A 25,263-nucleotide genomic window follows, 5' to 3' on the forward strand; every position below is an offset into this window, starting at 1 on the left:
GAGATGGTGATGCCTGGCGACAACGTGTCGTTCACGGTTGAGCTGATCGCACCTATCGCGATGGAAAACGGCCTGCGCTTTGCGATCCGCGAAGGCGGCCGCACTGTTGGGGCTGGTGTCGTCTCGAAGATCATCGATTAACAGTGAGATTGCCCGGCTTGTCCGGGCAGTTTGCTGGGTGAGGGACAGTTGATCCGATGGATCGACGAGACCTCACAACCTAAAGTCTGGGCACTATCTCCAGGGAAACAACTGTTCGATGTGGAGGCGATTAAGCTTCCACCTCTCAACGAAAGGATAAGACCATGGCAGCCGCCAGTCAGAACATCCGCATCCGGCTAAAGGCCTTCGATTACCGTGTGTTGGACGCCAGCACACAGGAAATCGTGAACACAGCCAAGCGCACAGGCGCTTCGGTTCGTGGCCCGATCCCGATGCCAAATAAAATCGAGAAATTCACGGTTCTCCGTGGTCCGCACGTCGATAAGAAGTCGCGCGACCAGTTCGAGATCCGTACGCACAAGCGTCTTCTCGACATCGTCGACCCCACACCACAGACCGTGGACGCGCTTATGAAGCTCGACCTCGCTGCTGGTGTGGACGTTCAAATTTCGGTCTAGGGAGGGCTCTATTATGTTGCGCTCTGGTGTGATCGCAAAGAAAGTCGGCATGACCCGGCTTTTCTTGGACGACGGTAAGCAGATTCCTGTGACCGTTCTCCAACTCGACAAGCTTCAGGTCGTCGCTAAGCGTACGGCTGAGACGGATGGCTATTCGGCTGTTCAGCTCGGCGCGGGCACAGCGAAGGTCAAGCGGACGTCTCAGGCCATGCGTGGGCATTTTGCCGCCGCAAAGGTTGAGCCAAAGCGGAAGATCGCGGAATTTCGGGTTGACCCGGAAAACCTGATCGACGTTGGCGAAGAGATTACTGCGAACCATTACTTTGAAGGCCAGTTCGTTGACGTGTCAGGCACGTCGATCGGTAAAGGCTTCCAAGGTGCGATGAAGCGTTGGAACTTTAAGGGCCTTCGCGCCACGCACGGTGTGTCTATTTCGCACCGTAGTCACGGTTCGACCGGTCAGTGTCAGGATCCGGGACGCGTCTTCAAAGGCAAGAAAATGGCTGGTCACATGGGCGCAGCCCGCGTGACGACGCAAAACCTTCAGGTTGTCCGTACGGACGCCGACCGTGGTCTGATCATGGTCAAAGGCGCTGTACCGGGATCGAAGGGTGGCTGGGTTACGATCAAGGACGCGATGAAGAAGCCGACTCCTGAGAACGTTATCCTGCCTGCCGCGCTGAAGTCCGCGTCTGCGGCCGCCGAGAAGGCTGCCGAGGAAGCTGCCGCCGCTGCTGCTGCGGAGGCTGAAGCCGCTGCTGCCGCTGCTGCAGAAGCAGAACAGGCCGCAATGGAAGCTGCTGCAGCCGACGAAGCGAAGACCGATGTAGTTGCTGAAGCAGAATCTGCTGAAGCTGAGAAGAAGGACGGTGAGGCATGAAACTCGACGTGATCAAACTGGACGGCAAGAAAGCCGGATCGGTCGATCTTGGCGACGAGATCTTCGGTCTTGAGCCACGGACCGACATTCTGCACCGTGTGGTCCGCTGGCAGCGCAACAATGCGCAGGCCGGTACCCACAAGGTAAAAACGCGGTCGGAAACAAGCTACTCCACAAAGAAGATCTATCGCCAGAAAGGCACCGGCGGCGCACGCCACGGTTCCCGGAACGCTCCGATTTTCCGCGGTGGCGGTATCTATAAGGGTCCGACCCCGCGCAGCCACGGCCACGAGTTGACAAAGAAGTTTCGTAAGCTTGGTCTTAAGCACGCGTTGTCTTCGAAAGCAGCAACCGGCAATCTGGTCATTCTGGACGAGGCATCCGCAAAGGACGCCAAGACCGGTGCATTGGCCAAACAGGTCAAAGACCTGGGCTGGAAGCGTGCGTTGATCATCGACGGTGCGACACTGGACGAAAACTTCGTCGTGGCGTCGCGCAACATCGACACAATCGATGTGCTGCCGACGATGGGCGCGAATGTCTATGATATCCTGAAGAGTGACACTTTGGTGATCACGAAAGCAGGGATCGAAGCGTTGGAGGCTCGACTAAAATGAGCATGAAGACCGAACATTATGACGTGATCCGCAAGCCGATCATCACAGAGAAAACCACCATGGCGTCCGAATATGGCGCGGTTGTTTTTGAAGTGGCGATCGACGCGAACAAACCGCAGATCAAAGAAGCCGTTGAAGGTCTCTTTGGTGTCAAGGTGAAGGCCGTGAACACGACAATCACCAAAGGCAAAACAAAGCGGTTCCGCGGCCAGCTGGGCAAACGGAAAGACGTCAAGAAGGCCTATGTGACGCTTGAAGAAGGCAACACAATAGACGTTACCACAGGCCTTTGATAGAAGGCTTCGAATCGTCGGCCCCGGACCTCCGGGGCTGATGCATTTCTAAACCGGGACCGCCCTGCAAAGGGTATGGCCCAAAGCTAACGGAAGACAGAAAGCATGGCACTAAAGTCGTATAAGCCGACGACGCCAGGCCAGCGTGGGCTGGTTCTGATCGACCGTTCGGAGCTTTGGAAAGGCCGTCCTGTTAAGGCTCTCACTGAGGGACTTAGCAAGAAAGCAGGCCGGAACAACACCGGACGGATCACGATGCGTCGTCGTGGTGGGGGCGCCAAGCGTCTTTACCGTATTGTAGATTTCAAGCGGAACAAGCTTGGTATGGCCGCAATGGTCGAGCGGATCGAATATGATCCGAACCGCACTGCGTTTATCGCACTTGTTAAGTACGAAGACGGCGAGCAGGCGTATATCATTGCACCTCAGCGTTTGGCCGTTGGCGATCGGGTGATCGCGGGCGCCAAGGTTGACGTGAAGCCGGGCAACGCGATGCCGTTCTCGGGCATGCCGATCGGCACAATCGTACACAACATCGAGATGAAGCCAGGCAAAGGCGGCCAGATCGCCCGCGCAGCTGGAACATATGCTCAGTTTGTTGGTCGTGACGGTGGCTACGCGCAAATACGTCTGTCCTCGGGTGAGCTTCGTCTCGTTCGTCAGGAATGCATGGCGTCTGTCGGCGCGGTGTCAAACCCCGACAACTCGAACCAGAACTTGGGTAAGGCAGGTCGTAACCGCCACAAGGGCATCCGCCCATCTGTGCGTGGTGTTGTTATGAACCCGGTCGATCACCCGCATGGTGGTGGTGAAGGTCGTACGTCTGGTGGCCGTCACCCGGTCAGCCCCTGGGGCAAGCCGACAAAGGGTGCCCGCACCCGGAACAAAAACAAGGCGTCGTCGAAGCTTATCCTGCGTTCGCGTCACGCTAAGAAGAAGGGCCGTTAATCATGAGCCGTTCAGTATGGAAAGGCCCCTTCGTCGACAGCTATGTCCTGAAGAAGGCCGAAAAATCGCGTGAATCGGGTCGCAACGAGGTCATCAAGATCTGGTCGCGTCGCTCGACGATCCTGCCGCAATTCGTTGGTTTGACCTTTGGTGTCTACAACGGCCGCAAGCACATCCCGGTAAACGTTTCCGAGGATATGATCGGTCAAAAGTTTGGTGAATATTCGCCAACTCGCACCTACTACGGTCACGCCGCTGATAAAAAAGCGAAGAGGAAATAAGTCATGGGCAAGGAAAAGAATCCGCGCCGTGTGGCGGACAACGAAGCGATGGCAAAAACGCGCATGTTGCGCACGTCACCGCAGAAATTGAACCTCGTGGCGACGATGATCCGCGGTAAGAAAGTTGAAAAGGCCCTCTCGGACCTGACTTTCTCGAAAAAGCGGATTTCGGACGATGTGAAGAAGTGTCTTCAGTCGGCCATCGCAAACGCGGAAAACAACCACAACCTTGATGTGGACGAGCTGGTCGTGGCGGAAGCCTATGTCGGCAAGAACCTGACGATGAAGCGGGGACGTCCACGTGCCCGTGGCCGTTTTGGTCGCATCATCAAACCGTTCTCGGAACTGACAATCAAAGTCCGCCAAGTTGAGGAGCAAGCCTGATGGGTCATAAAGTAAACCCGATCGGCATGCGGCTTCAGGTCAATCGGACCTGGGATAGCCGTTGGTATGCTGACACGAAGGATTATGGAAATCTTCTGATGGAAGACATCCGTATCCGTGCATTCATCAAAGATGAGTGCAAGCAGGCTGGCATCAGCCGTGTGATCATCGAGCGTCCGCACAAGAAGTGCCGCGTTACGATTCACACAGCGCGTCCTGGCGTGATCATCGGCAAGAAAGGTGCAGACATTGAAGGTCTGCGTCGCAAGATTGCTTCGATGACTGACAGCGAGCTGCACCTGAACATCGTTGAAGTGCGTAAGCCCGAACTGGACGCTGCACTTGTGGCTGAAAGCATCGCGCAGCAGCTTGAGCGTCGTGTGTCTTTCCGTCGTGCCATGAAGCGGTCGGTCCAGAACGCAATGCGTATGGGCTCGCTTGGTATCCGCGTGAACGTTGCGGGTCGACTTGGCGGTGCGGAAATCGCTCGGACGGAATGGTATCGCGAAGGCCGCGTGCCGCTCCATACTCTGCGCGCTGACATCGATTATGCTCTTTGCGAAGCGAAGACTGCCTATGGCATCATCGGCATCAAGGTCTGGATCTTCAAAGGCGAAATTATGGAGCACGACCCTGCGGCTCGCGATCGTCGCCAGCAGGAGCTTCAAGACGGTCCCGCACCTCGTGGTGCCGGCGGCCGCCGCAATTAAGGAGCGATAAAAGATGCTGCAACCAAAGCGCACAAAATTCCGCAAGATGCACAAAGGCCGCATTCGTGGTGAGGCCAAGGGTGGATCAGATCTGACATTCGGGACGTATGGCCTTAAGGCCACCGAGCCTGAGCGTGTAACGGCACGTCAGATCGAAGCCGCGCGTCGTGCCATGACGCGTCATATGAAACGTCAAGGCCGTGTGTGGATCCGCATTTTCCCGGATACACCGGTGACCTCCAAGCCCGTCGAAGTTCGTATGGGTAAAGGTAAAGGTTCCGTGGACTTCTGGGCATGTAAAGTGAAGCCAGGTCGCGTGATGTTCGAGATCGACGGTGTCACTGACGCTGTGGCTCGCGAGGCTCTGCGTCTTGCCGCGATGAAATTGCCGGTGAAAACTCGGACAATTGTTCGCGAAGATTGGTAAGATCAATCTGCCGGGGCCGCGCAGTGAGTTCTAAGTGAATTCGCGGGCTGTTATCGGAATGAGATTTGAAAAGGGCGGTGCGAAAGCACTGCCCTTTTTCTTTCGGCAGCCTGATAGGGGCTTTACGCCAAGAAAACCCTCGAAATCTTCTGGGAAACTGTGACGTTCATCCGGCTGATTGGCGACGGTTTGGCCGCCCCAAATATCGAGGGGAGGACCGTTTTTTCTTTCCTCGTTGGCATCGCGCCTCGGTTGGCGTTGAGGGTGATGTGGAATGACAGTGCTCTCAAGCGAAGAGATGTCATCGCGTTCCTGTCGGGGCCGATTGGGTGGGATACCCGAGAAACCAAGCCTTTTGACCATGACTATTTTCACTAGGCGTTTTCGGCCACTATTTGGTGATGCCGTCAAAAGGAGCATCCTCAGTGCTTGCCCGAGCCATCTTCAGTGTCCTCGTCTTAGCAACCACAGCGCAGGCGGGCGATATGATCAATGGCACAAACATCTACCCGCTCAATCTCCCGGTGATTGACCTTGAGAAGGGCACCCACAACACCTCCGATAACATGGGATGGCTTGAAATCGACGGCCCTCGCGTGCCGTAAGGCCAGGTGCGCTGTACGGGAGCCGGGCATAATTTCAACGACAGCACTTCCAACGTGACAGGGCTTTGTGTCTATGGCGAAGGTATCGACCGTTTCATTATGGAATACGCTGTCCAAAAAATGCCACGCCCAGTCAAATGGAAGATCACCGAGACGACGGGTCGCCACACCGGGCCAAGCGGGTGAGGGGACCGCGTCAAGTCGCGCTGCAGGCCGCGCCGCGGCGGGTGACGATGTGGATGGGTTACCTCTCATTTCGGAAATAAGGGCGTGATGGTCGGCGGCATAATCTCACCCTGGTGACGGCCCGCAATTTCTTGCAGAATTTCCTACACTGCACTCGTCTCATTCGCGCTTTGCGCGTATGAGACGTTTATGACCCAAATCCGATCCCTATTTGTGACCCCGCTTTATCACGCCACGCTGCCAGAACATGGCGCACCCATTGATGCCGCTGAACTGGAGGCGTCATGCCTGTCTATCGCTGAAGATGACGAGGCAGGGCAGGACTGGTGCGAGGCCAACGATTTTCCCGGCTATACCAGCTACGCAAGCCTCACCGATCTTGGGTGGCGCTTTCCGATCTTTGCCGACCTGATCAAAGTGCTCGACGTGCATGTCGCGGCCTTTGTTGAGACACTCGACTTCGATCTGGGTGACCGGAAGATTGTGATGGAGGATATCTGGATCAACATCCTTCCCGAAGGTGGCATCCACACGGCCCACATTCATCCGCATTCGGTGATCAGCGGTACAACCTATGTCGCGATGCCCGAAGGAGCGAGTGCGATCAAATTTGAGGACCCGCGCCACGCCATGATGATGGCTGCGCCGCCGCGCAGGGCAGATGCGCGCGAAGGTTTGAAGGCCTTTGTCTACGTGGCACCGACTGTGGGTGATGTGCTGTTATGGGAAAGTTGGCTGCGGCACGAAGTGCCGATGAACATGGCCGAGGACGATCGGATCAGTGTGAGTTTCAATTATAAGTGGGACAGCTGACGCCCCACCTTCTTTTTGGAGCAAATCCTCTGGGGAGGTCTGGAGGAGCTAAGCCCCTCCATTGGATCGTGGTTAAAGGCCGTGAAAGCAAAGTCCTTAAGAGACCCAACCTTTGACTTTGCGCCAGACAGATTTCCCCTCAGGTACGTCAATGTCGGCACCGGCAACAACGTCGCTGCCTTTCAGTTCCGGCAGGCGCGCCCTCAAAATGCTGCTCGTCCGGCTGCACGGTGGCCTGCGCGGCCACCTCGGGTGTCATTTCCTCAAACACATCAAGCTTGGAGAGTGTCTCGAGGCCAGCTATTCCATCGCCATCAAGCCCATGAGATTCTTGAAACGTTTTCACGGCAGGGGCTGTTCTTGATCCGAAAACCCCGTCCGCCCCGATGCGAAGACCGACGTGAAGCTTTTTCACTGCAGCGCCGCGCGATCCTTTGCGCAAAAGTACCAATTGATGCAGACCCATAGCTGTAAATGTGTCGGGGCCCGCAATCCCGTCGATGGTCAGGCCGTTCGCAGATTGAAAATCACGCAAAGCTGTCTCGGTCCCGGGACCAAAATCACCGTCTGCGGTCACACCCAAACGTTCCCGAAGGCGCTTTACGGGCGCAGCCTCGAGGCCTTTTCTCAAAATAGATATTTTTATCCTTCGCTGTTTCAATGTACCGAGTCTATCTGCATTTCAGTGGCCTGTGCATGGGAAGGTTGCGGTAACTTTCCCCCTTGCGAAATCGCCCTGAAAACAAGGGTTGCCAAGGGCGTATTCCCCGCCTATACGCCCCCTCTACTGTCCACTCCACCGGGAACAGGGTCACGCTTTGTAGCGGCTCTCCGGTGATGTTGAAAAAGGAAGATCGGCGATGGACGCCAATGAACTGCGGGATAAGACCCCCGACCAGCTCCGTGATGAGCTTGCAAACCTCAAGAAAGAGGCCTTCAACCTCCGGTTTCAGCAGGCCACTGGCCAGCTAGAAAACACTTCGCGTATGCGCATCGTGCGCCGGAGTGCGGCACGGGTAAAGACCATTTTGAACCAGAAAGCGGCGGCTGCCGCTTCGGAGGCGTAAGATATGCCAAAAAGAATCCTCACAGGCACCGTCACCAGCGACGCAAACGCGCAGACCATTACCGTTTCGGTCGAACGCCGTTTCACGCATCCGGTCATGAAGAAAACCATCCGTAAGTCCAAGAAATACCGGGCTCACGATGAGGCAAACACATTTAAGACGGGCGATATGGTCCGTATTCAGGAATGCGCGCCAAAGTCGAAGACGAAACGTTGGGAAGTGCTGGCTGAATAAGGCTGCACTGCTCTAATTTTAGCGAAACCCTGGGGCCAATGACTGCAAAGCGGTCCCACAGGTCGGGAGAAACCAAATGATCCAGATGCAGACCAACCTGGATGTTGCTGACAACAGCGGCGCTCGCCGTGTTCAGTGCATCAAGGTGTTGGGTGGTTCCAAGCGTAGATACGCATCCGTCGGCGACGTTATTGTTGTCTCGGTAAAGGAAGCCATTCCTCGTGGTCGTGTGAAAAAGGGGGACGTGCGTAAAGCCGTCGTCGTTCGCACCGCCAAACAAGTGCGCCGTGAAGATGGTACCGCTATCCGTTTTGATAGCAATGCCGCGGTAATCCTCAACAACAACAACGAGCCGATCGGCACCCGTATCTTCGGGCCAGTTGTTCGCGAGCTGCGCGCAAAGAACTTCATGAAAATCATCTCGCTCGCCCCGGAGGTGCTGTAAGATGGCTGCTAAGCTTAAATCCGGCGACAAAGTCGTCGTCCTTGCTGGCAAGGACAAAGGCAAAGAAGGCTCGATCACTTCTATTGATCCGAAGGCTGGTAAGGCCGTGGTTGATGGTGTGAACATGGCGATTCGCCATACCAAGCAATCTCAGACCGATCAGGGTGGGCGTAAGCCGATCGCCGTGCCGGTCCCGCTTTCGAACCTGTCGATGGTAGACAGCAACGGTAAAGCAACGCGCGTCGGCTTCAAAGTGGAAGACGGCAAGAAAGTGCGTTTCGCCAAGACCACGGGAGACGTGATCTGATGCTTGATACAGCAACATACACCCCGCGCCTTCTGGCTGCTTATCGCGAGACAATTCGTCCTGCGATGAAGGAAGAGTTCTCTTACAAGAACGACATGCAAATCCCGCGTTTAGACAAGATTGTTCTGAACATTGGTGCTGGCGCTGAATCGGTCAAAGACTCCAAGAAAGCCAAGTCGGCTCAGGAAGATCTGACCAAGATCGCCGGTCAACAGGCCGTCATCACGAAGGCAAAGAAATCCATCGCTGGTTTCCGCGTTCGCGAAGATATGCCGCTGGGGACCAAGGTCACGCTGCGTGGCGACCGCATGTACGACTTTCTTGATCGCCTGATCACCATCGCCATGCCTCGCATCCGTGACTTCCGCGGCGTGAAGGGCTCATCGTTCGATGGTCGTGGCAACTACGCCATGGGCATGAAAGAGCACATCGTTTTCCCGGAAATCGACTTTGATAAAGTCGACGAGGTCTGGGGACTGGATATCATCATCTGCACCAACGCCAATACGGATGCAGAAGCCAAGGCGCTGTTGAAGCATTTCAACATGCCGTTCAACAGCTGAGCCTGGGAGAGATTTACAGATGGCAAAGAAAGCAATGATCGAACGCGAAAAGAAGCGTCAAGCACTGGTGGACAAGTATGCCACTAAGCGTGCTGCGCTGAAAGTAATCGCGAACGACGATAGCAAGCCGATGGAAGAGCGTTTTAAAGCGCGCCTCAAGCTTGCGAAACTGCCGCGCAACAGTTCGGCTACACGTCTTCACAACCGATGTCAGCTGACGGGGCGTCCACACGCCTATTACCGTAAGCTGAAAATGTCGCGGATCGCGCTGCGTGATCTTGGCTCTGCAGGCCAAGTTCCCGGCATGGTCAAGTCAAGCTGGTAAGGGGGTATTAAAAAATGAACGATCCTCTTGGTGATATGCTGACGCGCATTCGAAATGCGCAGTTGCGTGGTAAATCCACAACCCAGACGCCGGCCTCCAAGCTGCGCAAATGGGTTCTTGAAGTGCTGGCGGACGAAGGTTACATCCGCGGCTTCGAAGAGACGACCGGTAAGGATGGCCATCCGGCTATCGACATCAGCCTGAAGTACTACGAAGGCACTCCGGTTATTCGCGACCTCAAGCGCGTGTCGACCCCTGGTCGTCGTGTGTACATGGGCGTCAAAGACATTCCATCGGTCCGTCAGGGTCTGGGCGTGTCAATCGTGTCAACGCCGCAGGGCGTGATGTCGGATCAAGCAGCACGGTCAGCCAATATCGGCGGCGAAGTGCTCTGTACGGTCTTCTGAGGAGGGAACCATGTCTCGAATTGGGAAAAAACCGGTAGAGCTGCCATCGGGTGTAGAAGCATCCGTGTCGGGTCAGACCGTCACTGTCAAAGGCCCGAAAGGCCAGCGACAGTTTACTGCAACAGACGATGTGTCGATTTCGGTCGACGGCAACGTCGTCAAAATCGAACCGCGCGGCAGCTCCAAGCGCGCCAAACAACAGTGGGGCATGAGCCGCACTATGGTTGGCAACCTGGTCACTGGCGTATCGAATGGCTTCAAGAAGGAGCTTGAGATCAGCGGTGTTGGTTACAGGGCTCAGATGCAGGGAAATATCCTGAAGCTGAACCTTGGTTACAGCCACGATGTGAACTTCGAAGTGCCCGAGGGTGTGACAGTCACAGCCCCGAAGCTGACGGAAATTACCGTTGAAGGCATTGATCAGCAACTCGTCGGCCAAGTCGCGGCTAATATCCGCGAATGGCGTGCGCCCGAGCCCTACAAGGGCAAGGGTATCAGGTACAAAGACGAATATATCTTCCGTAAGGAAGGTAAGAAGAAGTAAGGACCGGACACATGGCACTTTCCAAAAGAGAGCTGTTCCAGAAGCGCCGCATGCGCGTCCGGAACAAACTTCGCAAAGTGAACGCGGGGCGCGTGCGCCTTTCGGTTCATCGTTCCAACAAGAACATCAGCGTCCAGCTGATCGACGATTTGGCCGGCACAACGCTTGCTTCTGCTTCGTCGCTTGAGAAGGACCTTGGTGTTGTTGGCAAGAACAACATTGAAGCGGCAACCAAAGTCGGCACGGCCATCGCGGAGCGCGCCAAAAAGGCGGGCGTCGAAGAGGCTTATTTCGACCGCGGCGGCTTCCTGTTCCACGGTAAGGTGAAGGCTCTGGCCAATGCCGCGCGTGAAGCAGGCCTGAAGATATAAAGCGTTTGGGCGGGGTTAATCCCCTGCCCTAAGTTCTGTGTAGGCTGGGGTTTGCCCCGGCATGCCGATGACCGGGGCCTTTTGGCACTTCGGTTGGACCAAGTGGCGCCACGGCGCAAAGATGGAATGAGGAGGCCAGCATGGCCAGAGATGACAACCGGGGTGGCAATCGCCGCAACCAACGCGACGAGACCCCAGAATTCGCTGACCGCCTGGTCGCGATTAACCGCGTTTCCAAGACCGTTAAGGGTGGCAAGCGCTTTGGCTTCGCAGCTCTCGTCGTCGTCGGCGATCAGAAGGGCCGCGTTGGTTTCGGCAAGGGTAAAGCGAAAGAAGTGCCCGAGGCGATCCGCAAAGCCACTGAGCAAGCCAAGCGCCAGTTGATCCGCGTGCCTCTGCGCGAAGGTCGCACGTTGCATCACGACATTGACGGTCGCCACGGTGCGGGCCGCGTTGTCATGCGTTCGGCCCCGACCGGTACTGGTATCATTGCTGGTGGTCCGATGCGTGCTGTGTTCGAGATGCTCGGCATTCAGGACGTTGTCGCCAAATCGCTGGGTTCGCAGAACCCTTACAACATGATCCGCGCCACAATTAACGGCCTGACAAAGCAGTCGAGCCCGCGCTCGGTTGCTCAGCGCCGTAGTAAGAAAGTCGCTGATATCCTGCCAAAGCGTGATCAAGCGCCCGCGGCTGCAGCTGAGACCGAGGAGGCCTGAAGCACATGGCAAAAACAATCGTCATAAAGCAGATCGGGTCTCCGATCCGTCGCCCACAAGACCAGCGTGCTACGCTAATCGGTCTCGGTCTTAACAAGATGCACAAGACTCGCGAACTTGAGGACACACCGTCCGTTCGCGGTATGGTTAACAAGATCCCGCATCTGGTAGAGATTATAGAGGAGCGCGGCTAACGCCGAACTTTTCCAAAGTATTTGGGGCTCCGACCGAAAGGTCGGAGCCTTTTCCATTTGTTTTCCTGGGCAATTTGCGCGGGGTTCCGACTTTGTCTCTGTTTTGCGGCGCCGTTCTGACGGCTGCCGCAAACGCCGGCGCCGACACCGTGGTGGCAAGTAACCTGCGTCAGACACGGGATGCGTCTCTCTGGCTTGCTCTGACTGGCGCGTGAGACAATCAGCGCGGGGCGCGGCTGGTTTCGCCAAAACGCATGATCCTGTTGTGTTCTGCGAATAGTTCGGGCCACTCTGCGCGAGACATTCAGACAAGAGCTGGCATATGCAGATATCCGAAATTGCAGACCTAGACCGGCATCCGATTGCGCACCCTGATTTCGGGGCCGCGTGTCACTCAGAACTGAACCGTGCTGGAGTTCTTGTCCTGTCTGACTTCATCCGACCTGGGGCGCTTGCAGCCATGCGGGCCGAGGCGGTTGCGGTCGCAGACAAAGCGTATTTCTGCACGCAACAGCATTCGGTTTATCTGACGCCTCCTGACGCGACTTTCCCGTCCGAACATCCCAAAAACTGCCTGGTGCAATCGTCGAAGGGCTGTATTTGCGACGACGAGATCGCGGCGGCCTCACCGATGCGGGCGCTTTACGACGCGGCTGTTTTCCGTGATTTTATCCGGTTTGTGACGGGGCAGGCGGAGCTGCATCCTTACGCGGACCCATTGTCGTCTATCAACATTCACTACGCAAACCGCGGACAGGAGCTTGGTTGGCATTTCGACAATTCGTCATTTGCTATTACGTTTTTGATCCAAAAGCCGGACGCAGGCAGTCGCTTTGAGTATATCCGAGATCTGCGCGACGCGGATTCAGGCGAGATGAATTTCGATGGTGTCGGTGCGCTTTTGGATGGTGATGTTAAGCCGGATGTCCTTGCGATTGAGCCGGGAGGGTTGGTGTTGTTTCGCGGGCGCAATTCCATTCACCGCGTGTCGCCGAATGAAAGTGACCGCACACGCATCCTCGCGGTTTTGGCTTACAACTCTGAGCCGGGTATCGAATTGTCGGAAAGCGCGCGGAAGACATTTTACGGACGGCTGTCATAGTCGACAGGTTAACTATGAGGGCCTTGAGGGTCGGGCGCGACCTTGCCGTTCTTTCGGTGGTCGCGGCCCTTTTTTGGCTTACCGCCCGATGCTGGCATCCGTTGTGAACAAATAGTCATCTTCCGCAGAGTGACACGCAAGGCAGCCTTGCTCGGCGCCCTTTGCGACGCGGCCCGCCAAAGACATGCCTGCTGGAGTCTTGTCGAGCGTGCCGTCAGGCAGATACTTCACCCAAAACCAGTTCTGATTGTCGGAATCGTACCCGTCTTCACGCTGGAACATCACGGTCAGCGCGGCAAGATGCGCGGCCGGATCGCCGATGACCTCGTCATAGGACACTTCTGCGGGTCCGTAGTTTCGCTTAACCACAAGCGCGCCGGTGTGACCGTTGATCGTGCCCTGTGTGTAGAACGTCTCAAGCATGGCTCCGTGCGGGTTGACGCCCTCATAGGGAAAGCCGTAAAGCGCGTTGTCGCCCGCAAGGCGGTCTGCTTCCATCAGGTCCCACAACAGCGCGGCATAGGCGGCGTCTTCGTCGGTTCCGAATTCCTGCGCCTGCACGCTTCCGGCCAGCGCAATGGCTCCGACGACTGTGGCAATTCCCAGTAATGCGTATTTCACGGTGTCCTCCCCTTTTTTGTTTGTGGGGCGATGATAGGACCAACCAAACCGCGCAATCTTCACTATTTCATCACCATTGCGTGCAAGAACTGTGATTGGCGCGAATGGATTGGATGGGGCAGTGTCGCGGTATGCACAAGTTCCTTGCACCATTTTTGCTACTGGCCATCGCCCCGGTTCAGGCAGTTGCCGACAGCGGTGCGGTCTGCGTTCAAAACAGCTCGGATACGGCGTGGACCTTTGTGGCCCATGCCGACGGTGGGATGCGGCGGGTTGAGACGCTGGCGCCGGGCGGCCTTTTGTGTTCGGCCGGTCAGGCGATGGGCACGGTCGCGGTCTTTGAGTCCAAGGAAGACCTTGAGGGGTGTTCGCTTCGTGTATCCCCGGGCAGTACGGCGCGACTTTTTGCGTTCCCAGGCGTTGATCTGTGTCGCTGGGAAAGCAGTTAGAACGCGCGTCGAGGACTTCATGCCCAAAACCGGAGTCGAAAACGCCACTTGATCCACCTCCCAACCCCGTCTATACGCCGCGCGTGGCCGCAAAATCGGCTGCGTAAACCTTATCAGAAATGCCGTGGTCGGCCGCTCCCGTCGCTGGGGGCCGCATCCGGCAAGGAGAAGCGACATGAAACTGAACGAACTCCGGGACAACCCCGGTGCAACAAAGAAGCGCAAGCGCGTTGGCCGTGGTCCGGGTTCCGGAACTGGTAAAACCGCAGGACGTGGTATCAAAGGTCAAAAATCGCGTTCGGGCGTGGCTATCAATGGCTACGAAGGCGGCCAGATGCCGCTCTACCAGCGTTTGCCAAAGCGCGGCTTTTCCAAACCGAACCGCAAGGCATATTCTGTTGTGAACCTTGGTCTGATCCAAAAATTCATCGACGAAAAGAAGATCGACGCCAAGAAGGACATCACCGAAGAGGCCCTGATCGAAAGCGGTCTTATCCGCCGTAGAAAAGACGGTATCCGCGTTCTCGCCAAGGGTGAGTTCACCACTAAAGCGACGATTGCAGTCACCGGTGCGTCCAAGGCCGCGGTTGCTATGGTTGAAAAAGCGGGCGGATCACTGACAATCACATCCGCGTCGGCGGCTGAGTAACGACTTGTGAGCGGCGCCCGCGCCGCTTACATATCCCACAGGTTTTCCAGCGCCGCCGACCGGGAACCGGTTTGGCGGCGCTTTTATTGAAGAGAGACACGTATGGCATCCGCAGCAGAGCAAATGGCAGCCAACGTCAGCTGGTCAACGCTTGGAAAAGCGACCGAGTTGAGGCAACGCCTGCTTTTCACCATCGGCCTTCTGATCGTTTATCGTGTCGGGACATACATCCCGGTCCCGGGTATCGACGGGCAGGCGCTTCGTGACTTCATGGAACAAGCCGCAGGCGGGATCGCTGGCGTTTTGGGCATGTTTACGGGCGGCGCGCTTAGCCGGATGGGTATTTTTGCTCTGGGCATTATGCCGTATATTTCGGCGTCGATTATCGTTCAGCTTTTGTCCTCGATGTGGGCTCCGCTTCAGCAATTGAAGAAGGAAGGCGAGAGCGGCCGGCGCAAGATTACGCAATATACGCGCTATGGCACGGTCTTTCTGGCCACAGTGCAGGCTTATGGCCTGGCGGTTTCGATGCAGGCCGGCGGGCTTGTGACAAGCCCGGGTTGGTTCTTTATCTCGTCGACGATCATCACGCTGGTTGGCGGTACGATGTTCCTGATGTGGCTGGGTGAGCAGATCACCGCGCGCGGCGTTGGCAAAGGTATTTCGCTGATAATTTATGTGGGCATCATCGCCGAATTGCCTGGCGCGTTGGCGCAGTTCTTTGCGCAGGGACGCTCGGGGGCGATCTCGTCGGCTGTGATCCTTGGTGTTATTGTGATGCTTGTGGCGACGCTTGTCTTCGTGGTTTTCATGGAGCGCAGTCTGCGAAAAATTCACATTCAGTATCCGCGACGCCAGGTTGGCATGAAGGTCTATGACGGTGGGTCATCGCACCTGCCGATCAAGGTCAACCCCGCAGGCGTTATTCCGGCTATCTTTGCATCGTCGCTTTTGCTGTTGCCGACCACATTGTCGACCTTCTCAGGCGGCAACGCGGGGCCTGTGATGAGCTGGATACTTGCTTACTTTGGCCCCGGACAGCCGCTGTACCTGTTGTTCTTCGGTGGCATGATCATGTTCTTCACTTACTTTTACACCTTCAACGTGGCCTTCAAGCCCGAGGACGTGGCCGAGAACCTGAAAAACCAGAACGGCTTTATTCCGGGCATCCGTCCGGGTAAAAAAACCGAGGAATACCTTGAATACGTTGTGAATCGGATCCTTGTGATGGGCGCCGGTTATCTGGCTCTTGTTTGTTTGATGCCCGAGATTATCCGCACGAACCTGGCCATTACGGCCTATTTTGGCGGAACCTCGATCCTGATTATTGTGTCTGTGGGTATGGACTTTATTCAACAGGTCCAGTCTCATCTTCTAGCCCATCAATACGAAGGGCTTATTGAGAAGTCTCAGCTGCGCGGCAAAAAGCGCGGTGGGAAGACACGGGGGACAACTAAGAGATGAACATAATCCTGCTCGGGCCACCGGGTGCTGGCAAAGGCACCCAAGCCCGCAAGCTGGTTGACGGCCGGAACATGATCCAGCTGTCAACGGGCGATATGCTGCGCGATGCGCGGTCTTCGGGAACGGCTATGGGCCAGAAAGTGGCCGCGATCATGGATGCGGGCGAGCTTGTTACCGACGAGATTGTCATCGGTCTGATCGAGGAAAAGCTTGAAGGCGACCACGGTGGCGGTTTCATCTTTGATGGCTTCCCCCGGACCTTGGAGCAGGCTGACGCGTTGAACCACATCCTCGCAAAGCACGATGCGTCGCTGTCGCACGTTGTTGCAATGGAAGTGAACGACAAGGCGCTGGTACAACGCATCACGGCGCGTTCGACCTGCGGCAATTGCGGTGAAGTCTACAACGATATTACAAAGCCCATTCCCGCGGATGAGAAATGCGTGAACTGCGGCGGCTCTGACTTTAAGCGCCGCGCGGATGACAACGAAGAGTCGCTGCGCACACGATTGATGGAATACTACAAAAAGACATCACCGTTGATCGGCTACTATCACGCAAAGGGCCAGTTGGTCTGGGTTCCGGGATTGGGCGAGATTGATGATGTCGCGGCGGGGATTGCGGACGTTTTGGACGGCTAGCGACGATGTCGCTGGGCGCACCACACTCTTTGCTCGTGTGCCAGCCTGCGTTGTTGTCAGTCTATTAACCGAGGCGGGGGTTTGTAGAAGAGCTTTACGCTCTGCACTCCGATCAATTTGCTTTTCGTCAAAGTCCTGGCTGGTAGCCATTCGAAGAAAGCGATGGGATAGTATATTCTCTTGAAGACTGGCGTCCGATCGCGCGGCTTGGCGATTTCCCAAAAAAGTCATTTCAACGACTGAAACTGGTGGCGGCGCGGGCATGATACGGATCGACATATCCAGAATAGACGATCGCGCGCAAATGTCTGTGTCTGGGTATGCGAATAGAATGCTCGGAGCAATTCCCTGTCTTGTTTCAAGGGTCGTGTGGTCCGACATGATCGGGCTTCCTGAGAGCGAGCGCCGCGAATTGATCGACAGTTGTTTGGCCGCATAGCAAGTCTGTTTCATGTCTTTTGGATCAGCCTTTGTGCGATGGCTAGAATGGGGCCGAACGCCCTTGACCCCAAGCCCGCAACGCCCTAGATACCGCCATCTCGTAAGAGAATCGGTTAACCACGCAGGGGTCGCTCCCCGCTGGAAAACCACCCCGATCGTATCGCAAGCCCGCGGCCGCAACGCCTCGGGCTTACGTTGTGAAAAAAGGGCCCGGTATTACGGGCTCGCAACGAAAAGGAAGACCAAACGTGGCACGTATTGCCGGCGTAAACATCCCGACTGCAAAGCGGGTTCCAATCGCCCTTACCTATATCACCGGAATTGGCCCTTCGTCCGCGAGGTCAATCTGTGAAGCCGTTAAAATCGACGGGACACGTCGCGTAAATGAACTTTCGGACGCCGAAGTACTGGCCATCCGCGAGCACATCGACGCGAACTTCACCGTCGAAGGCGATCTGCGCCGTGAAACGCAGATGAACGTCAAGCGCCTGATGGACCTTGGTTGTTACCGTGGCCTTCGCCACCGTCGTAGCTTGCCGGTTCGCGGTCAGCGTACTCACACAAATGCTCGAACCCGCAAAGGCCCCGCAAAGGCCATTGCTGGCAAGAAGAAATAAGGGAGGGTTTGACCAATGGCACGTGAACGTCGCGTCAAGAAGAAGGTCTCCAAGAACATCGCCACCGGCGTTGCTCATGTGAACTCGTCCTTCAACAACACCAAGATCCTGATCTCGGACGTGCAAGGCAATGCGATTGCTTGGTCGTCGGCAGGCACCTGTGGCTTTAAAGGCTCGCGGAAATCGACACCTTATGCCGCTCAGATGGCTGCCGAAGATGTGGGCAAGAAGGCACAGGAACACGGCGTTCGCACGCTGGAAGTCGAAGTGCAGGGCCCCGGTTCGGGTCGTGAGTCGGCGCTTCGTGCGCTTGCTGCTGTCGGTTTCAACATCACGTCGATCCGTGATGTGACGCCGATCGCCCACAACGGCTGCCGCCCACCAAAGCGCCGCCGCGTTTAAGGCATACTGAATACCTGTCGGGTCGCGGCTTTCCGAGGCCCGGCGTCGTCATTTTGACCCTCGGGGCGTCTGCTGTCTTGGACATGGGCCGCGGACCGGAATTGAGGAGACCCACATGATCCATAAGAACTGGCAAGAATTGATTAAGCCGATGCAGCTTGAGGTGAAGCCGGGCAATGACCCTGCGCGCATTGCGACTGTTATTGCAGAACCGCTTGAGCGTGGCTTCGGCCTGACGCTTGGCAACGCACTACGCCGCGTGTTGATGTCGTCGCTTCAGGGCGCGGCCATCACTAGCGTTCAGATCGATAACGTTCTGCACGAGTTTTCAAGCGTTGCTGGTGTGCGTGAAGACGTCACCGACATCGTATTGAACCTTAAAGGCGTCGCGATCCGCATGGAAGTCGAAGGCCCAAAGCGTCTTTCTATTTCTGCAAAGGGTGCACAGGTTGTCACTGCTGGTGACATCACTGAAACCGCCGGTATCGAGATCCTGAATAAGGATCATGTGATCTGCCACCTTGATGACGGCGCTGATCTGTTTATCGAGCTGACGGTAAACATCGGTAAAGGCTATGTCGCTGCAGACAAGAACCGCCCGGAAGATGCGCCAATTGGCCTGATCCCGATCGATGCGATTTATTCGCCGGTTAAGCGGGTCTCGTATGACGTTCAGCCGACGCGTGAAGGTCAGGTTCTGGATTACGACAAGCTGACGCTGAAGCTTGAAACAGATGGTTCCGTGACGCCTGACGATGCCGTGGCTTATGCTGCGCGCATTCTTCAGGATCAGCTGTCGATCTTCGTGAACTTCGACGAGCCAGAATCGGCCCGTACCGAAAGCGACGACGACGGCCTTGAGTTCAACCCGCTCCTTCTCAAGAAGGTCGACGAGTTGGAACTGTCGGTCCGTTCGGCAAACTGCCTGAAGAACGACAATATCGTCTACATCGGCGATCTCATCCAGAAGACCGAAGCAGAAATGCTGCGTACGCCGAACTTTGGCCGCAAGTCGCTGAATGAGATCAAAGAAGTGCTGTCCGGAATGGGTCTGCACCTTGGCATGGATGTCGAGGAATGGCCGCCGGAGAACATTGAAGATCTGGCCAAGAAATTCGAAGACCAGTTCTAAGAAAAAGCCAAGGCCGCGAACGCCTGTAGCGACGTAGTACCGATGTATTACCGACGTGACACAGGTGCGCGGCCTTGGCCCTGACGACCGGGCATTCGCCCCAAGGAGAGTCAGTGACACGCATCGCTGGCCAGACAAAGCATAACAGCCCGTAGAGGGCACATATTGGAGTAAGACACATGCGTCACGCACGAGGTTACCGCCGCCTGAATCGTACCCATGAGCACCGCAAGGCCCTTTTTGCGAACATGGCTGGCTCACTTATTGAACACGAACAGATCAAAACGACTTTGCCAAAGGCAAAGGAACTGCAGCGGATCATCGACAAGCTGATCACGCTCGGAAAACGTGGCGATCTCCACGCCCGCCGTCAGGCTGGGTCCCAACTGAAGCAGGACGCGTATGTCGCGAAACTGTTTGATGTACTTGGCCCACGCTACGCCGAGCGCCAGGGCGGTTATGCCCGCGTGCTGAAAGCGGGCTTCCGGTATGGTGACATGGCGCCAATGGCGATCATCGAGCTTGTAGACCGCGACGTAGACGCCAAAGGCGCGGGCGATCGCGCGCGTCTTGCAGAAGAAGACGCCGCAGAAGGTTAAAAACAGATACGGATATGTCGTGAAGGGCTGCCAGTGGCGGCCCTTTTTTATGTCAGTTGACGCAACGTCGCTTTGCACTGCTGTTTGAGAGTGTTTCTAGACCTGTGCTAAGCGAATTACCGGTTCGTAACTCACTGAAAGTAAGGAAGTGTTCCTGGTCCTGTTTGATGGCCTTGGGAACTGCGGACATCAGGTCAGTCCATAAAGATAGTTTGGTCATCGCCGTTACTTCGATGAATGGTGATGCTAGATTTACAATCTAGGGTTGACCGATCTGCGAACAACCTGTCTAAATTGACAAGCCTGATACGGCCTCGCTTTGAGACACTTGTAAGGTGGGCATTGACCATCAGACGGCGCAGGGGTGCGGGTGAAAAAGTAGCGGTGACTGTCTATATGCGGCGCGATAACGACTCTTACGAAACCCTGCAAAAGGTACCGGTCACGACTGGCGCCCGACGTCCGGGTCTTGAAGATGGATTTGAGGCGCTGGGACGGATATCGCCGAAAGGCTTTTCTGCAGGACTCCACATCCGATTTGCGTCGCCGGTGCTCTATATGCGGACGTACGATGAAGCGTGGACTAAAGTATATGACGAGAATGCGTATGCCTTGCGTGATCCGCTTGTTTTCTGGGGGCTGGGTGGCAAGGGTTCTACGCGTTGGAGCGCGATCCGACTTCCGGATCCCTTCAATATTCTCGGCCAGGCCCGCGAACACGGGTTAATCTATGGGGCTGTGGTGTCGCACGGGCCGATTACGTCGCGTACGATCGTTGGCATTGCCAGAGACGATCGGGAGTTTACCGACGAAGAAATCGCTGACATCGTAAAAATCGTAGAAGATTTGCACAGTGCTGCTGCACCCCCGACGGAGTTAACGCGCGCACAGAAAGAAGCGCTGCGTTTGTTAGCTGATGGGGACCGGCATACTGCCGCGGCAACAAAACTCGGGATTTCTGAGAGTGCATTCAAGGCCAGACTTCAATCGGTACGCGTCCGGTTGGGGGCACGTACGATGGCTCAGGCACTTAAGAAGGCTCGGGAATACCAACTGCTCTAAGTGGAACTCGTTTCCTATCAGGTTTTTTTTACCAACCCTGACTGGAGGCACTTCCAATGCAAGTCACTACTCTCTCTTTCGACAATATGCATAACCACGGCGAGCTTTTCGCGAACATGCTTCGCGCGCGTCATAAGACTTTCATCGAGCACAAGAACTGGGATCTGCCGCAAGCCGACGGCATGGAATATGACCAGTATGACACGCCTGCTAGCCGCTGGGTGGCGGTGCACGAGCTTGGTGAGGTTCTTGCAGGGGTGCGTCTGACGCCGACCACGGCACGATGTGGCATCTATTCTTATATGATACGGGATGCGCAGAACGGCCTTCTGGACAGTCTGCCAAAGGACCTGCTGTTCGAGGAAGCCCCGGTTGCGACTCACATCTGGGAATCAAGTCGTGTGTTTGTATCCGAAGCCGTGCCGGCAAAGCTGCGGCTTCGGGTTCAGTGCGCGCTGATTGACGAGATGGTGCGGTCTGCGCGGACTTTCGGGGCCACGTCCTTGGTTGGCATCGTCCCAGAGCACGCGCCGCGCCTGGCCCGTCGTACCGGAATTGACTGCCAGCCTGCGGGCCGTGTGATCGAAACGGACGATGGCGATCGGAGCGTGTGTATCAACATTGCGCTGGCATCGAAGCTGCACTAGGTAAATTGGCCTTTTCGCTGGCGCGGTGGGGGCGTAGCCTTCACCCGTATGGCAGACTTGTTTGATACCTCTTCCTCCAAGACGGAGGACAGCTCCCTGCGGCCAATGGCCGACCGGCTTAGGCCTGCGGTGCTGTCCGATGTCATTGGTCAGGATCATTTGCTCGGCTCCGAAGGGCCGCTGGGCGCTATGCTTGCGTCCGGGCAGTTGTCTTCGCTGATCCTTTGGGGCCCTCCGGGTGTCGGGAAAACAACCATTGCGCGGCTTCTGGCGGACGCGACGGATATGAGTTTTATCCAGATCAGCGCGATCTTTACTGGCGTGGCCGATCTAAAAAAGGTCTTTGAGGCCGCAAGGATCCGGAGTGGAAACGGGCAGGGGACGTTGTTGTTCGTGGACGAGATCCACCGTTTCAACAAAGCGCAGCAAGACGGGTTTTTGCCTTACATGGAGGACGGAACGATTCTTCTTGTCGGGGCGACGACTGAAAACCCGTCCTTTGAGTTGAACGCAGCCCTCTTAAGCCGGTCGCAAGTACTGGTGCTTGAGCGGTTGACCTTGGCATCGCTCGAATTGTTGGCACAGCGAGCAGAGCGGGAGGGGGTGCGCAAGCTTCCTCTGGATGGTCTGGCGCGCGACGCGCTTCTTGAGATGGCGGATGGCGACGGACGCGCTTTGTTGAATTTAATCGAACAGGTTTTGTCGTGGCCTGACACCGGCACGTTGGGGACGGAGGCCCTTACCAAGCGTCTGATGCGACGGGCCGCCCAATACGACAAGTCAGGGGATGCCCATTACAATCTGATCTCGGCCTTGCACAAATCGGTACGCGGGTCCGACCCTGATGCTGCACTTTACTGGTTCGCCCGCATGCTAGAGGGCGGCGAGGACCCGCGGTATCTGGCGCGTCGCATCACGCGAATGGCAGTCGAGGACATCGGACTTGCTGAACCGCAGGCGCAAGCGATCTGCATTGAGGCGTGGGAAACGTATGAGCGACTTGGCTCGCCCGAGGGTGAGCTGGCGCTGGCGCAGGCGGTGACGTATCTGGCGCTCGCTCCGAAATCGAACGCTTTATATACCGCCTACAAGGCGGCGCGGGCTGCGGCGAAGCAAACGGGTTCGGAACCACCGCCAAAGCACATCCTGAATGCGCCAACGTCGATGATGAAGGATCAGGGCTATGGGGCCGGCTATGCCTATGATCATGACGCCGAGGACGGGTTCTCTGGACAGAACTACTTCCCCGAAAACATGAAGCGGGGAGTGTATTATCAACCCGTCGAGCGCGGATTTGAGCGGGAGCTGAAACGGCGGTTGGATTACTTCGTGAAACTGAGGTCAAAACGCAGCGAGAGTTGACAATGCGCGGCCCAAGGGCGACAGCACGCGCCATGTTGGGACATTTTCTATCTGTCGGCTTGGGCGGCGCTTTAGGCGCCATGACCCGCTATGGGGTGGGGCTTGCTATTGTGCGGGCTGTTGGTCATGGCTTTCCGGTCGCTATCTTGACGGTGAATGTCGTTGGCTCATTCTTAATGGGCGTGTTCGTCGTCGTCGCTGCGCAGCGCGGGCTAACGTGGATGTCGCCCCTGGTGATGACAGGCTTCCTTGGCGGCTTTACGACGTTCTCGGCGTTCTCGCTGGAGGCGGTAGCGCTTTATGAACGCGGTGAAATAGGGCAGGCGGCGCTTTATGTCGGTTTGTCGGTGGTTCTGTCGATTGGCGGACTAATTGTCGGCCTTTGGGTCGCGCGGAGTTTGATAACATGAGTGCTGTTCAGACACTAACAGTTGCAATTGACGATGCGGACCAACGGCTTGATCGCTGGTTCCGGCGGCTGTTTCCGCATGTGCAACAGGGCCGGATTGAAAAGTTGTGCCGCAAGGGCGAGATCCGTGTCGATGGGGGCCGGGTTAAGGCTTCTACACGGCTTGAAGCTGGACAGACGGTCCGTATACCTCCTTTGCCCGATACCGCCGCGCCGGTCATTGTGCGCTCGAGCGTTTCGGATGCTGACGCTGAAATGATTCAGGATTGCGTGATCTGGCGCGACGAGCATCTGATTGCGATTAACAAACCGCCGGGACTGCCAAGTCAGGGCGGCAGCAAACAGACGCGGCATGTCGATGGCATGGGGGACGCGCTTCGCTTCGGGTCTGATGAAAAGCCACGGCTGGTCCACAGGTTGGATAAAGACACGTCCGGGATTTTGCTGTTGGCGCGGACGCGTATGGCCGCATCGGCGCTGTCGGAGGCGTTCCGGTCGCATGAAACGCGCAAGATTTATTGGGCAGCCGTCGCGGGCGTGCCTCATCCGTTGATGGGCACCGTGCGCTACGGTTTGGTCAAGGCGCCGGGGCATGGGTCTGGGGGCGAGGGCGAGAAGATGCGGTGTATCCACCCGCGTGAAATCGAAAACACGCCGGGTGCAAAACGGGCAACGACGGATTACTCGGTACTGGCGTCTTTAGCCAAGCGCGTGAGCTGGATGGCGTTGGTACCGATCACCGGGCGGACGCATCAGCTTCGCGCGCATATGGCCGAGCTTGGACATCCAATCATTGGGGATGGAAAGTATGGCGGGTCCGCGCAAGAGAATTTGGGCGATGGCTGGGGAGCACAATTGGGCGGAGAAATCAGTCGAAAGCTTCATCTGCACGCCCGTTACCTAAATCTTAAGCATCCAATAACGGGAAAACAGTTGGCTTTGACCGCCCCGCTGTCCGAGCATATTGCGCGCACCTGGGAGATGTTGGATTGGCGCGCCGAAGATGTTCCGGTTGATCCGTTTGACGAGGATGAGCTTTGAGTGACTGGGCGCTAAAACGGTTTTGGGAGGTCGTCGAAGTCGTCCCAGCTGACAACGGCTTCACCGTAACGCTTGACGGGCGCAACGTTCGGACCCCTGGCAAAGCGTTGTTGGTGGTTCCGACTGAAGAGATGGCCGGCAAGATAGCGACGGAATGGGAGGCGCAACAAGATCGCGTAGACCCGAGGGTTATGCCTTGGACGCGGTCTGCAAACTCGGCCATCGACAAGCTTTCCGTTCAGCGTTCCGAGGTTGAAAATCACTTGATTGGCTATGCTGGTACAGATCTAGTTTGCTACCGGGCCGATGGGCCTGTTGGATTGGTCGAGCGGCAGATCGCTGCCTGGGACCCGATTCTTGATTGGGCAGAGAAGCGCTACGGCCTGCGCCTTCTGGTGACCCCCGGTGTGATGCCGGTGTCTCAGGATGCCGGATCCCTTGCGGTATTAAGTAACGTCATGTCGTCGATGAACAATTTCGCGATTACGGGCTTTCATGATCTTGTAACCCTTTCGGGGTCGTATGTTATTGCCCTGTCGGTGGTCGAAAATGCTCACAATCCCCATGCCGCGTGGAATCTTTCACGCATAGATGAGGACTGGCAGATCGAGCAATGGGGCCGCGACGAGGACGCTGATACACAGGCGGAAACCAAGCGTGAGGCCTTCCTTCACGCGGCACGTTT

Annotated in this window: 39 protein-coding genes and 1 pseudogene; 38 read left to right on the forward strand and 2 right to left on the reverse strand. The window is 56.4% G+C overall.

Translation table 11 applies throughout. The features are described 5' to 3' along the window. The 12 genes and pseudogenes from tuf to Q1B15_RS20315 form a co-directional block, all read left to right on the forward strand. A pseudogene (tuf, locus tag Q1B15_RS20260) lies at positions 1-141 on the forward strand (elongation factor Tu); the annotation flags it as partial. Between the two features lie 164 nt (positions 142-305). Next, complete coding sequence (gene rpsJ / locus Q1B15_RS20265; protein WP_299757337.1) at positions 306-620, forward strand: 30S ribosomal protein S10; 315 nt, start codon at positions 306-308, stop codon at positions 618-620. A gap of 13 nt (positions 621-633) precedes the next feature. After that, entirely contained in the window at positions 634-1,500 is an 867-nt protein-coding gene (gene rplC, locus Q1B15_RS20270) for a 50S ribosomal protein L3 (protein ID WP_299757339.1), read from the forward strand. After that, positions 1,497-2,117: a 50S ribosomal protein L4 gene (gene rplD, locus Q1B15_RS20275; protein ID WP_299757342.1), complete on the forward strand. Its 621-nt coding sequence runs from the start codon at positions 1,497-1,499 to the stop codon at positions 2,115-2,117. The genes rplC and rplD overlap by 4 nt, the downstream gene beginning before the upstream one ends. Continuing rightward, positions 2,114-2,410 carry a 50S ribosomal protein L23 gene (locus Q1B15_RS20280; protein ID WP_299757345.1) on the forward strand — a complete coding sequence of 99 codons (297 nt, stop codon included), beginning with the start codon at positions 2,114-2,116 and terminating at the stop codon, positions 2,408-2,410. Before rplD ends, Q1B15_RS20280 begins: the two co-directional genes overlap by 4 nt. 105 nt (positions 2,411-2,515) lie before the next feature. After that, on the forward strand, positions 2,516-3,358 hold the full coding sequence (rplB, locus tag Q1B15_RS20285) for a 50S ribosomal protein L2 (RefSeq protein WP_299757347.1): 843 nt from the start codon (positions 2,516-2,518) through the stop codon (positions 3,356-3,358). Between the two features lie 2 nt (positions 3,359-3,360). Then, complete coding sequence (gene rpsS / locus Q1B15_RS20290) at positions 3,361-3,639, forward strand: 30S ribosomal protein S19 (RefSeq protein ID WP_299757349.1); 279 nt, start codon at positions 3,361-3,363, stop codon at positions 3,637-3,639. Positions 3,640-3,642: 3 nt separating this feature from the next. Beyond that, positions 3,643-4,023: a 50S ribosomal protein L22 gene (gene rplV, locus Q1B15_RS20295; RefSeq protein ID WP_299757352.1), complete on the forward strand. Its 381-nt coding sequence runs from the start codon at positions 3,643-3,645 to the stop codon at positions 4,021-4,023. Then, positions 4,023-4,733 carry a 30S ribosomal protein S3 gene (rpsC, locus tag Q1B15_RS20300; RefSeq protein WP_299757355.1) on the forward strand — a complete coding sequence of 237 codons (711 nt, stop codon included), beginning with the start codon at positions 4,023-4,025 and terminating at the stop codon, positions 4,731-4,733. Before rplV ends, rpsC begins: the two co-directional genes overlap by 1 nt. A 13-nt stretch (positions 4,734-4,746) precedes the next feature. Next, positions 4,747-5,160, forward strand: coding sequence for a 50S ribosomal protein L16 (rplP, locus tag Q1B15_RS20305; RefSeq protein WP_299757358.1), 414 nt, complete (start codon positions 4,747-4,749; stop codon positions 5,158-5,160). A 425-nt stretch (positions 5,161-5,585) separates the two neighbouring features. Continuing rightward, on the forward strand, positions 5,586-5,765 hold the full coding sequence (locus tag Q1B15_RS20310; RefSeq protein ID WP_299757361.1) for a hypothetical protein: 180 nt from the start codon (positions 5,586-5,588) through the stop codon (positions 5,763-5,765). Positions 5,766-6,140: 375 nt separating this feature from the next. Continuing rightward, positions 6,141-6,764 (forward strand): TIGR02466 family protein, encoded by a 624-nt coding sequence (locus tag Q1B15_RS20315; protein ID WP_299757364.1) that lies wholly within the window; start codon positions 6,141-6,143, stop codon positions 6,762-6,764. Positions 6,765-6,912: 148 nt separating this feature from the next. On the opposite strand, the gene Q1B15_RS20320 is transcribed toward Q1B15_RS20315, so the two are convergent. Then, positions 6,913-7,395, reverse strand: a complete 483-nt coding sequence (locus Q1B15_RS20320) for a peptidoglycan-binding protein (RefSeq protein ID WP_299757366.1) — start codon at positions 7,393-7,395, stop codon at positions 6,913-6,915. 229 nt (positions 7,396-7,624) lie between these two features. On the opposite strand from Q1B15_RS20320, the gene rpmC reads away from it, so the two are divergent. The 12 genes from rpmC (at position 7,625) to Q1B15_RS20380 (ending at position 13,042) form a co-directional block, all read left to right on the forward strand. Further along, complete coding sequence (gene rpmC, locus Q1B15_RS20325; protein ID WP_299757369.1) at positions 7,625-7,831, forward strand: 50S ribosomal protein L29; 207 nt, start codon at positions 7,625-7,627, stop codon at positions 7,829-7,831. A 3-nt stretch (positions 7,832-7,834) separates the two neighbouring features. Beyond that, positions 7,835-8,065, forward strand: a complete 231-nt coding sequence (gene rpsQ, locus Q1B15_RS20330; protein WP_299757371.1) for a 30S ribosomal protein S17 — start codon at positions 7,835-7,837, stop codon at positions 8,063-8,065. A gap of 76 nt (positions 8,066-8,141) precedes the next feature. Beyond that, the gene (rplN, locus tag Q1B15_RS20335; protein ID WP_299757374.1) at positions 8,142-8,510 is read left to right on the forward strand and encodes a 50S ribosomal protein L14; all 369 of its coding nucleotides are present in this window, start codon (positions 8,142-8,144) and stop codon (positions 8,508-8,510) included. Between the two features lies 1 nt (position 8,511). Next, positions 8,512-8,817 carry a 50S ribosomal protein L24 gene (gene rplX / locus Q1B15_RS20340; protein WP_299757376.1) on the forward strand — a complete coding sequence of 102 codons (306 nt, stop codon included), beginning with the start codon at positions 8,512-8,514 and terminating at the stop codon, positions 8,815-8,817. Then, positions 8,817-9,380 (forward strand): 50S ribosomal protein L5, encoded by a 564-nt coding sequence (gene rplE / locus Q1B15_RS20345; RefSeq protein WP_299757379.1) that lies wholly within the window; start codon positions 8,817-8,819, stop codon positions 9,378-9,380. Before rplX ends, rplE begins: the two co-directional genes overlap by 1 nt. A gap of 19 nt (positions 9,381-9,399) precedes the next feature. Further along, the gene (rpsN, locus tag Q1B15_RS20350) at positions 9,400-9,705 is read left to right on the forward strand and encodes a 30S ribosomal protein S14 (RefSeq protein ID WP_299757382.1); all 306 of its coding nucleotides are present in this window, start codon (positions 9,400-9,402) and stop codon (positions 9,703-9,705) included. A 14-nt stretch (positions 9,706-9,719) separates the two neighbouring features. Then, on the forward strand, positions 9,720-10,112 hold the full coding sequence (gene rpsH, locus Q1B15_RS20355) for a 30S ribosomal protein S8 (RefSeq protein WP_299757384.1): 393 nt from the start codon (positions 9,720-9,722) through the stop codon (positions 10,110-10,112). 10 nt (positions 10,113-10,122) lie between these two features. Next, positions 10,123-10,656, forward strand: coding sequence for a 50S ribosomal protein L6 (gene rplF, locus Q1B15_RS20360; RefSeq protein WP_299757386.1), 534 nt, complete (start codon positions 10,123-10,125; stop codon positions 10,654-10,656). 11 nt (positions 10,657-10,667) lie between these two features. Beyond that, a complete protein-coding gene (rplR, locus tag Q1B15_RS20365) occupies positions 10,668-11,027 on the forward strand; it encodes a 50S ribosomal protein L18 (protein WP_299757388.1) in 360 nt (119 codons plus the stop codon). 140 nt (positions 11,028-11,167) lie between these two features. Beyond that, complete coding sequence (gene rpsE / locus Q1B15_RS20370; protein ID WP_299757391.1) at positions 11,168-11,746, forward strand: 30S ribosomal protein S5; 579 nt, start codon at positions 11,168-11,170, stop codon at positions 11,744-11,746. Positions 11,747-11,751: 5 nt separating this feature from the next. Beyond that, a complete protein-coding gene (gene rpmD, locus Q1B15_RS20375; protein ID WP_299757393.1) occupies positions 11,752-11,940 on the forward strand; it encodes a 50S ribosomal protein L30 in 189 nt (62 codons plus the stop codon). A gap of 322 nt (positions 11,941-12,262) precedes the next feature. Then, positions 12,263-13,042, forward strand: coding sequence for a 2OG-Fe(II) oxygenase (locus tag Q1B15_RS20380; RefSeq protein ID WP_299757395.1), 780 nt, complete (start codon positions 12,263-12,265; stop codon positions 13,040-13,042). A gap of 78 nt (positions 13,043-13,120) precedes the next feature. Here Q1B15_RS20380 and Q1B15_RS20385 read toward each other — a convergent pair whose 3' ends face one another. Continuing rightward, positions 13,121-13,663, reverse strand: a complete 543-nt coding sequence (locus tag Q1B15_RS20385; protein WP_299757397.1) for a cytochrome P460 family protein — start codon at positions 13,661-13,663, stop codon at positions 13,121-13,123. Positions 13,664-13,794: 131 nt separating this feature from the next. Between Q1B15_RS20385 and Q1B15_RS20390 the strand changes: the two genes are divergently transcribed. The 14 genes from Q1B15_RS20390 to Q1B15_RS20455 all read left to right on the forward strand — a co-directional run. Continuing rightward, the gene (locus tag Q1B15_RS20390) at positions 13,795-14,112 is read left to right on the forward strand and encodes a hypothetical protein (protein ID WP_299757399.1); all 318 of its coding nucleotides are present in this window, start codon (positions 13,795-13,797) and stop codon (positions 14,110-14,112) included. Between the two features lie 175 nt (positions 14,113-14,287). Beyond that, a complete protein-coding gene (rplO, locus tag Q1B15_RS20395; RefSeq protein WP_299757402.1) occupies positions 14,288-14,761 on the forward strand; it encodes a 50S ribosomal protein L15 in 474 nt (157 codons plus the stop codon). Between the two features lie 102 nt (positions 14,762-14,863). Beyond that, positions 14,864-16,225 carry a preprotein translocase subunit SecY gene (gene secY / locus Q1B15_RS20400; RefSeq protein ID WP_299757404.1) on the forward strand — a complete coding sequence of 454 codons (1,362 nt, stop codon included), beginning with the start codon at positions 14,864-14,866 and terminating at the stop codon, positions 16,223-16,225. After that, positions 16,222-16,866, forward strand: a complete 645-nt coding sequence (locus tag Q1B15_RS20405) for an adenylate kinase (protein ID WP_299757405.1) — start codon at positions 16,222-16,224, stop codon at positions 16,864-16,866. The genes secY and Q1B15_RS20405 overlap by 4 nt, the downstream gene beginning before the upstream one ends. A gap of 689 nt (positions 16,867-17,555) precedes the next feature. Next, positions 17,556-17,924 carry a 30S ribosomal protein S13 gene (gene rpsM / locus Q1B15_RS20410; RefSeq protein WP_299757406.1) on the forward strand — a complete coding sequence of 123 codons (369 nt, stop codon included), beginning with the start codon at positions 17,556-17,558 and terminating at the stop codon, positions 17,922-17,924. Between the two features lie 15 nt (positions 17,925-17,939). Next, positions 17,940-18,326: a 30S ribosomal protein S11 gene (gene rpsK / locus Q1B15_RS20415; protein WP_299757407.1), complete on the forward strand. Its 387-nt coding sequence runs from the start codon at positions 17,940-17,942 to the stop codon at positions 18,324-18,326. A 115-nt stretch (positions 18,327-18,441) separates the two neighbouring features. Beyond that, on the forward strand, positions 18,442-19,458 hold the full coding sequence (locus Q1B15_RS20420) for a DNA-directed RNA polymerase subunit alpha (protein ID WP_299757408.1): 1,017 nt from the start codon (positions 18,442-18,444) through the stop codon (positions 19,456-19,458). A gap of 179 nt (positions 19,459-19,637) precedes the next feature. Further along, entirely contained in the window at positions 19,638-20,057 is a 420-nt protein-coding gene (gene rplQ, locus Q1B15_RS20425) for a 50S ribosomal protein L17 (protein WP_299757409.1), read from the forward strand. A 396-nt stretch (positions 20,058-20,453) separates the two neighbouring features. Continuing rightward, positions 20,454-21,119 carry an autoinducer binding domain-containing protein gene (locus Q1B15_RS20430; protein WP_299757410.1) on the forward strand — a complete coding sequence of 222 codons (666 nt, stop codon included), beginning with the start codon at positions 20,454-20,456 and terminating at the stop codon, positions 21,117-21,119. 56 nt (positions 21,120-21,175) lie between these two features. Then, positions 21,176-21,766: an acyl-homoserine-lactone synthase gene (locus Q1B15_RS20435; RefSeq protein ID WP_299757411.1), complete on the forward strand. Its 591-nt coding sequence runs from the start codon at positions 21,176-21,178 to the stop codon at positions 21,764-21,766. Positions 21,767-21,814: 48 nt separating this feature from the next. Further along, on the forward strand, positions 21,815-23,128 hold the full coding sequence (locus Q1B15_RS20440; RefSeq protein ID WP_299757413.1) for a replication-associated recombination protein A: 1,314 nt from the start codon (positions 21,815-21,817) through the stop codon (positions 23,126-23,128). A 32-nt stretch (positions 23,129-23,160) separates the two neighbouring features. After that, positions 23,161-23,538, forward strand: a complete 378-nt coding sequence (crcB, locus tag Q1B15_RS20445) for a fluoride efflux transporter CrcB (protein ID WP_299757420.1) — start codon at positions 23,161-23,163, stop codon at positions 23,536-23,538. After that, the gene (locus Q1B15_RS20450) at positions 23,535-24,578 is read left to right on the forward strand and encodes an RluA family pseudouridine synthase (RefSeq protein WP_299757415.1); all 1,044 of its coding nucleotides are present in this window, start codon (positions 23,535-23,537) and stop codon (positions 24,576-24,578) included. The genes crcB and Q1B15_RS20450 overlap by 4 nt, the downstream gene beginning before the upstream one ends. Beyond that, a partial coding sequence (locus tag Q1B15_RS20455; protein WP_299757418.1) for an ATP12 family protein occupies positions 24,575-25,263 on the forward strand: 689 nt, incomplete at its 3' end. The genes Q1B15_RS20450 and Q1B15_RS20455, both read left to right, overlap by 4 nt.

Origin of the sequence: uncultured Boseongicola sp., assembly GCF_937988555.1 — a bacterium.
Classification (GTDB): domain Bacteria; phylum Pseudomonadota; class Alphaproteobacteria; order Rhodobacterales; family Rhodobacteraceae; genus Boseongicola.

What these genes read in the sequence shown, in the direction of transcription:
- rplD (WP_299757342.1), top strand. Translation starts at nt 1,497, where the DNA reads ATGAAACTCGACGTGATCAAACTGGACGGCAAGAAAGCCGGATCGGTC.
- rpsS (WP_299757349.1), top strand. Translation starts at nt 3,361, where the DNA reads ATGAGCCGTTCAGTATGGAAAGGCCCCTTCGTCGACAGCTATGTCCTG.
- rplO (WP_299757402.1), top strand. Translation starts at nt 14,288, where the DNA reads ATGAAACTGAACGAACTCCGGGACAACCCCGGTGCAACAAAGAAGCGC.
- rplN (WP_299757374.1), top strand. Translation starts at nt 8,142, where the DNA reads ATGATCCAGATGCAGACCAACCTGGATGTTGCTGACAACAGCGGCGCT.
- Q1B15_RS20450 (WP_299757415.1), top strand. Translation starts at nt 23,535, where the DNA reads ATGAGTGCTGTTCAGACACTAACAGTTGCAATTGACGATGCGGACCAA.
- rplF (WP_299757386.1), top strand. Translation starts at nt 10,123, where the DNA reads ATGTCTCGAATTGGGAAAAAACCGGTAGAGCTGCCATCGGGTGTAGAA.
- rplQ (WP_299757409.1), top strand. Translation starts at nt 19,638, where the DNA reads ATGCGTCACGCACGAGGTTACCGCCGCCTGAATCGTACCCATGAGCAC.
- rplE (WP_299757379.1), top strand. Translation starts at nt 8,817, where the DNA reads ATGCTTGATACAGCAACATACACCCCGCGCCTTCTGGCTGCTTATCGC.
- Q1B15_RS20435 (WP_299757411.1), top strand. Translation starts at nt 21,176, where the DNA reads ATGCAAGTCACTACTCTCTCTTTCGACAATATGCATAACCACGGCGAG.
- Q1B15_RS20420 (WP_299757408.1), top strand. Translation starts at nt 18,442, where the DNA reads ATGATCCATAAGAACTGGCAAGAATTGATTAAGCCGATGCAGCTTGAG.
- Q1B15_RS20315 (WP_299757364.1), top strand. Translation starts at nt 6,141, where the DNA reads ATGACCCAAATCCGATCCCTATTTGTGACCCCGCTTTATCACGCCACG.
- secY (WP_299757404.1), top strand. Translation starts at nt 14,864, where the DNA reads ATGGCATCCGCAGCAGAGCAAATGGCAGCCAACGTCAGCTGGTCAACG.
- rpsE (WP_299757391.1), top strand. Translation starts at nt 11,168, where the DNA reads ATGGCCAGAGATGACAACCGGGGTGGCAATCGCCGCAACCAACGCGAC.
- rpsN (WP_299757382.1), top strand. Translation starts at nt 9,400, where the DNA reads ATGGCAAAGAAAGCAATGATCGAACGCGAAAAGAAGCGTCAAGCACTG.
- rpmC (WP_299757369.1), top strand. Translation starts at nt 7,625, where the DNA reads ATGGACGCCAATGAACTGCGGGATAAGACCCCCGACCAGCTCCGTGAT.
- rplC (WP_299757339.1), top strand. Translation starts at nt 634, where the DNA reads ATGTTGCGCTCTGGTGTGATCGCAAAGAAAGTCGGCATGACCCGGCTT.
- rplR (WP_299757388.1), top strand. Translation starts at nt 10,668, where the DNA reads ATGGCACTTTCCAAAAGAGAGCTGTTCCAGAAGCGCCGCATGCGCGTC.
- crcB (WP_299757420.1), top strand. Translation starts at nt 23,161, where the DNA reads ATGTTGGGACATTTTCTATCTGTCGGCTTGGGCGGCGCTTTAGGCGCC.
- rplX (WP_299757376.1), top strand. Translation starts at nt 8,512, where the DNA reads ATGGCTGCTAAGCTTAAATCCGGCGACAAAGTCGTCGTCCTTGCTGGC.
- Q1B15_RS20280 (WP_299757345.1), top strand. Translation starts at nt 2,114, where the DNA reads ATGAGCATGAAGACCGAACATTATGACGTGATCCGCAAGCCGATCATC.
- rpsH (WP_299757384.1), top strand. Translation starts at nt 9,720, where the DNA reads ATGAACGATCCTCTTGGTGATATGCTGACGCGCATTCGAAATGCGCAG.
- Q1B15_RS20390 (WP_299757399.1), top strand. Translation starts at nt 13,795, where the DNA reads ATGCACAAGTTCCTTGCACCATTTTTGCTACTGGCCATCGCCCCGGTT.
- rplP (WP_299757358.1), top strand. Translation starts at nt 4,747, where the DNA reads ATGCTGCAACCAAAGCGCACAAAATTCCGCAAGATGCACAAAGGCCGC.
- rplB (WP_299757347.1), top strand. Translation starts at nt 2,516, where the DNA reads ATGGCACTAAAGTCGTATAAGCCGACGACGCCAGGCCAGCGTGGGCTG.
- rpsJ (WP_299757337.1), top strand. Translation starts at nt 306, where the DNA reads ATGGCAGCCGCCAGTCAGAACATCCGCATCCGGCTAAAGGCCTTCGAT.
- rpmD (WP_299757393.1), top strand. Translation starts at nt 11,752, where the DNA reads ATGGCAAAAACAATCGTCATAAAGCAGATCGGGTCTCCGATCCGTCGC.
- rpsK (WP_299757407.1), top strand. Translation starts at nt 17,940, where the DNA reads ATGGCACGTGAACGTCGCGTCAAGAAGAAGGTCTCCAAGAACATCGCC.
- Q1B15_RS20430 (WP_299757410.1), top strand. Translation starts at nt 20,454, where the DNA reads ATGCGGCGCGATAACGACTCTTACGAAACCCTGCAAAAGGTACCGGTC.
- rpsQ (WP_299757371.1), top strand. Translation starts at nt 7,835, where the DNA reads ATGCCAAAAAGAATCCTCACAGGCACCGTCACCAGCGACGCAAACGCG.
- Q1B15_RS20440 (WP_299757413.1), top strand. Translation starts at nt 21,815, where the DNA reads ATGGCAGACTTGTTTGATACCTCTTCCTCCAAGACGGAGGACAGCTCC.
- Q1B15_RS20405 (WP_299757405.1), top strand. Translation starts at nt 16,222, where the DNA reads ATGAACATAATCCTGCTCGGGCCACCGGGTGCTGGCAAAGGCACCCAA.
- rpsC (WP_299757355.1), top strand. Translation starts at nt 4,023, where the DNA reads ATGGGTCATAAAGTAAACCCGATCGGCATGCGGCTTCAGGTCAATCGG.
- Q1B15_RS20380 (WP_299757395.1), top strand. Translation starts at nt 12,263, where the DNA reads ATGCAGATATCCGAAATTGCAGACCTAGACCGGCATCCGATTGCGCAC.
- rplV (WP_299757352.1), top strand. Translation starts at nt 3,643, where the DNA reads ATGGGCAAGGAAAAGAATCCGCGCCGTGTGGCGGACAACGAAGCGATG.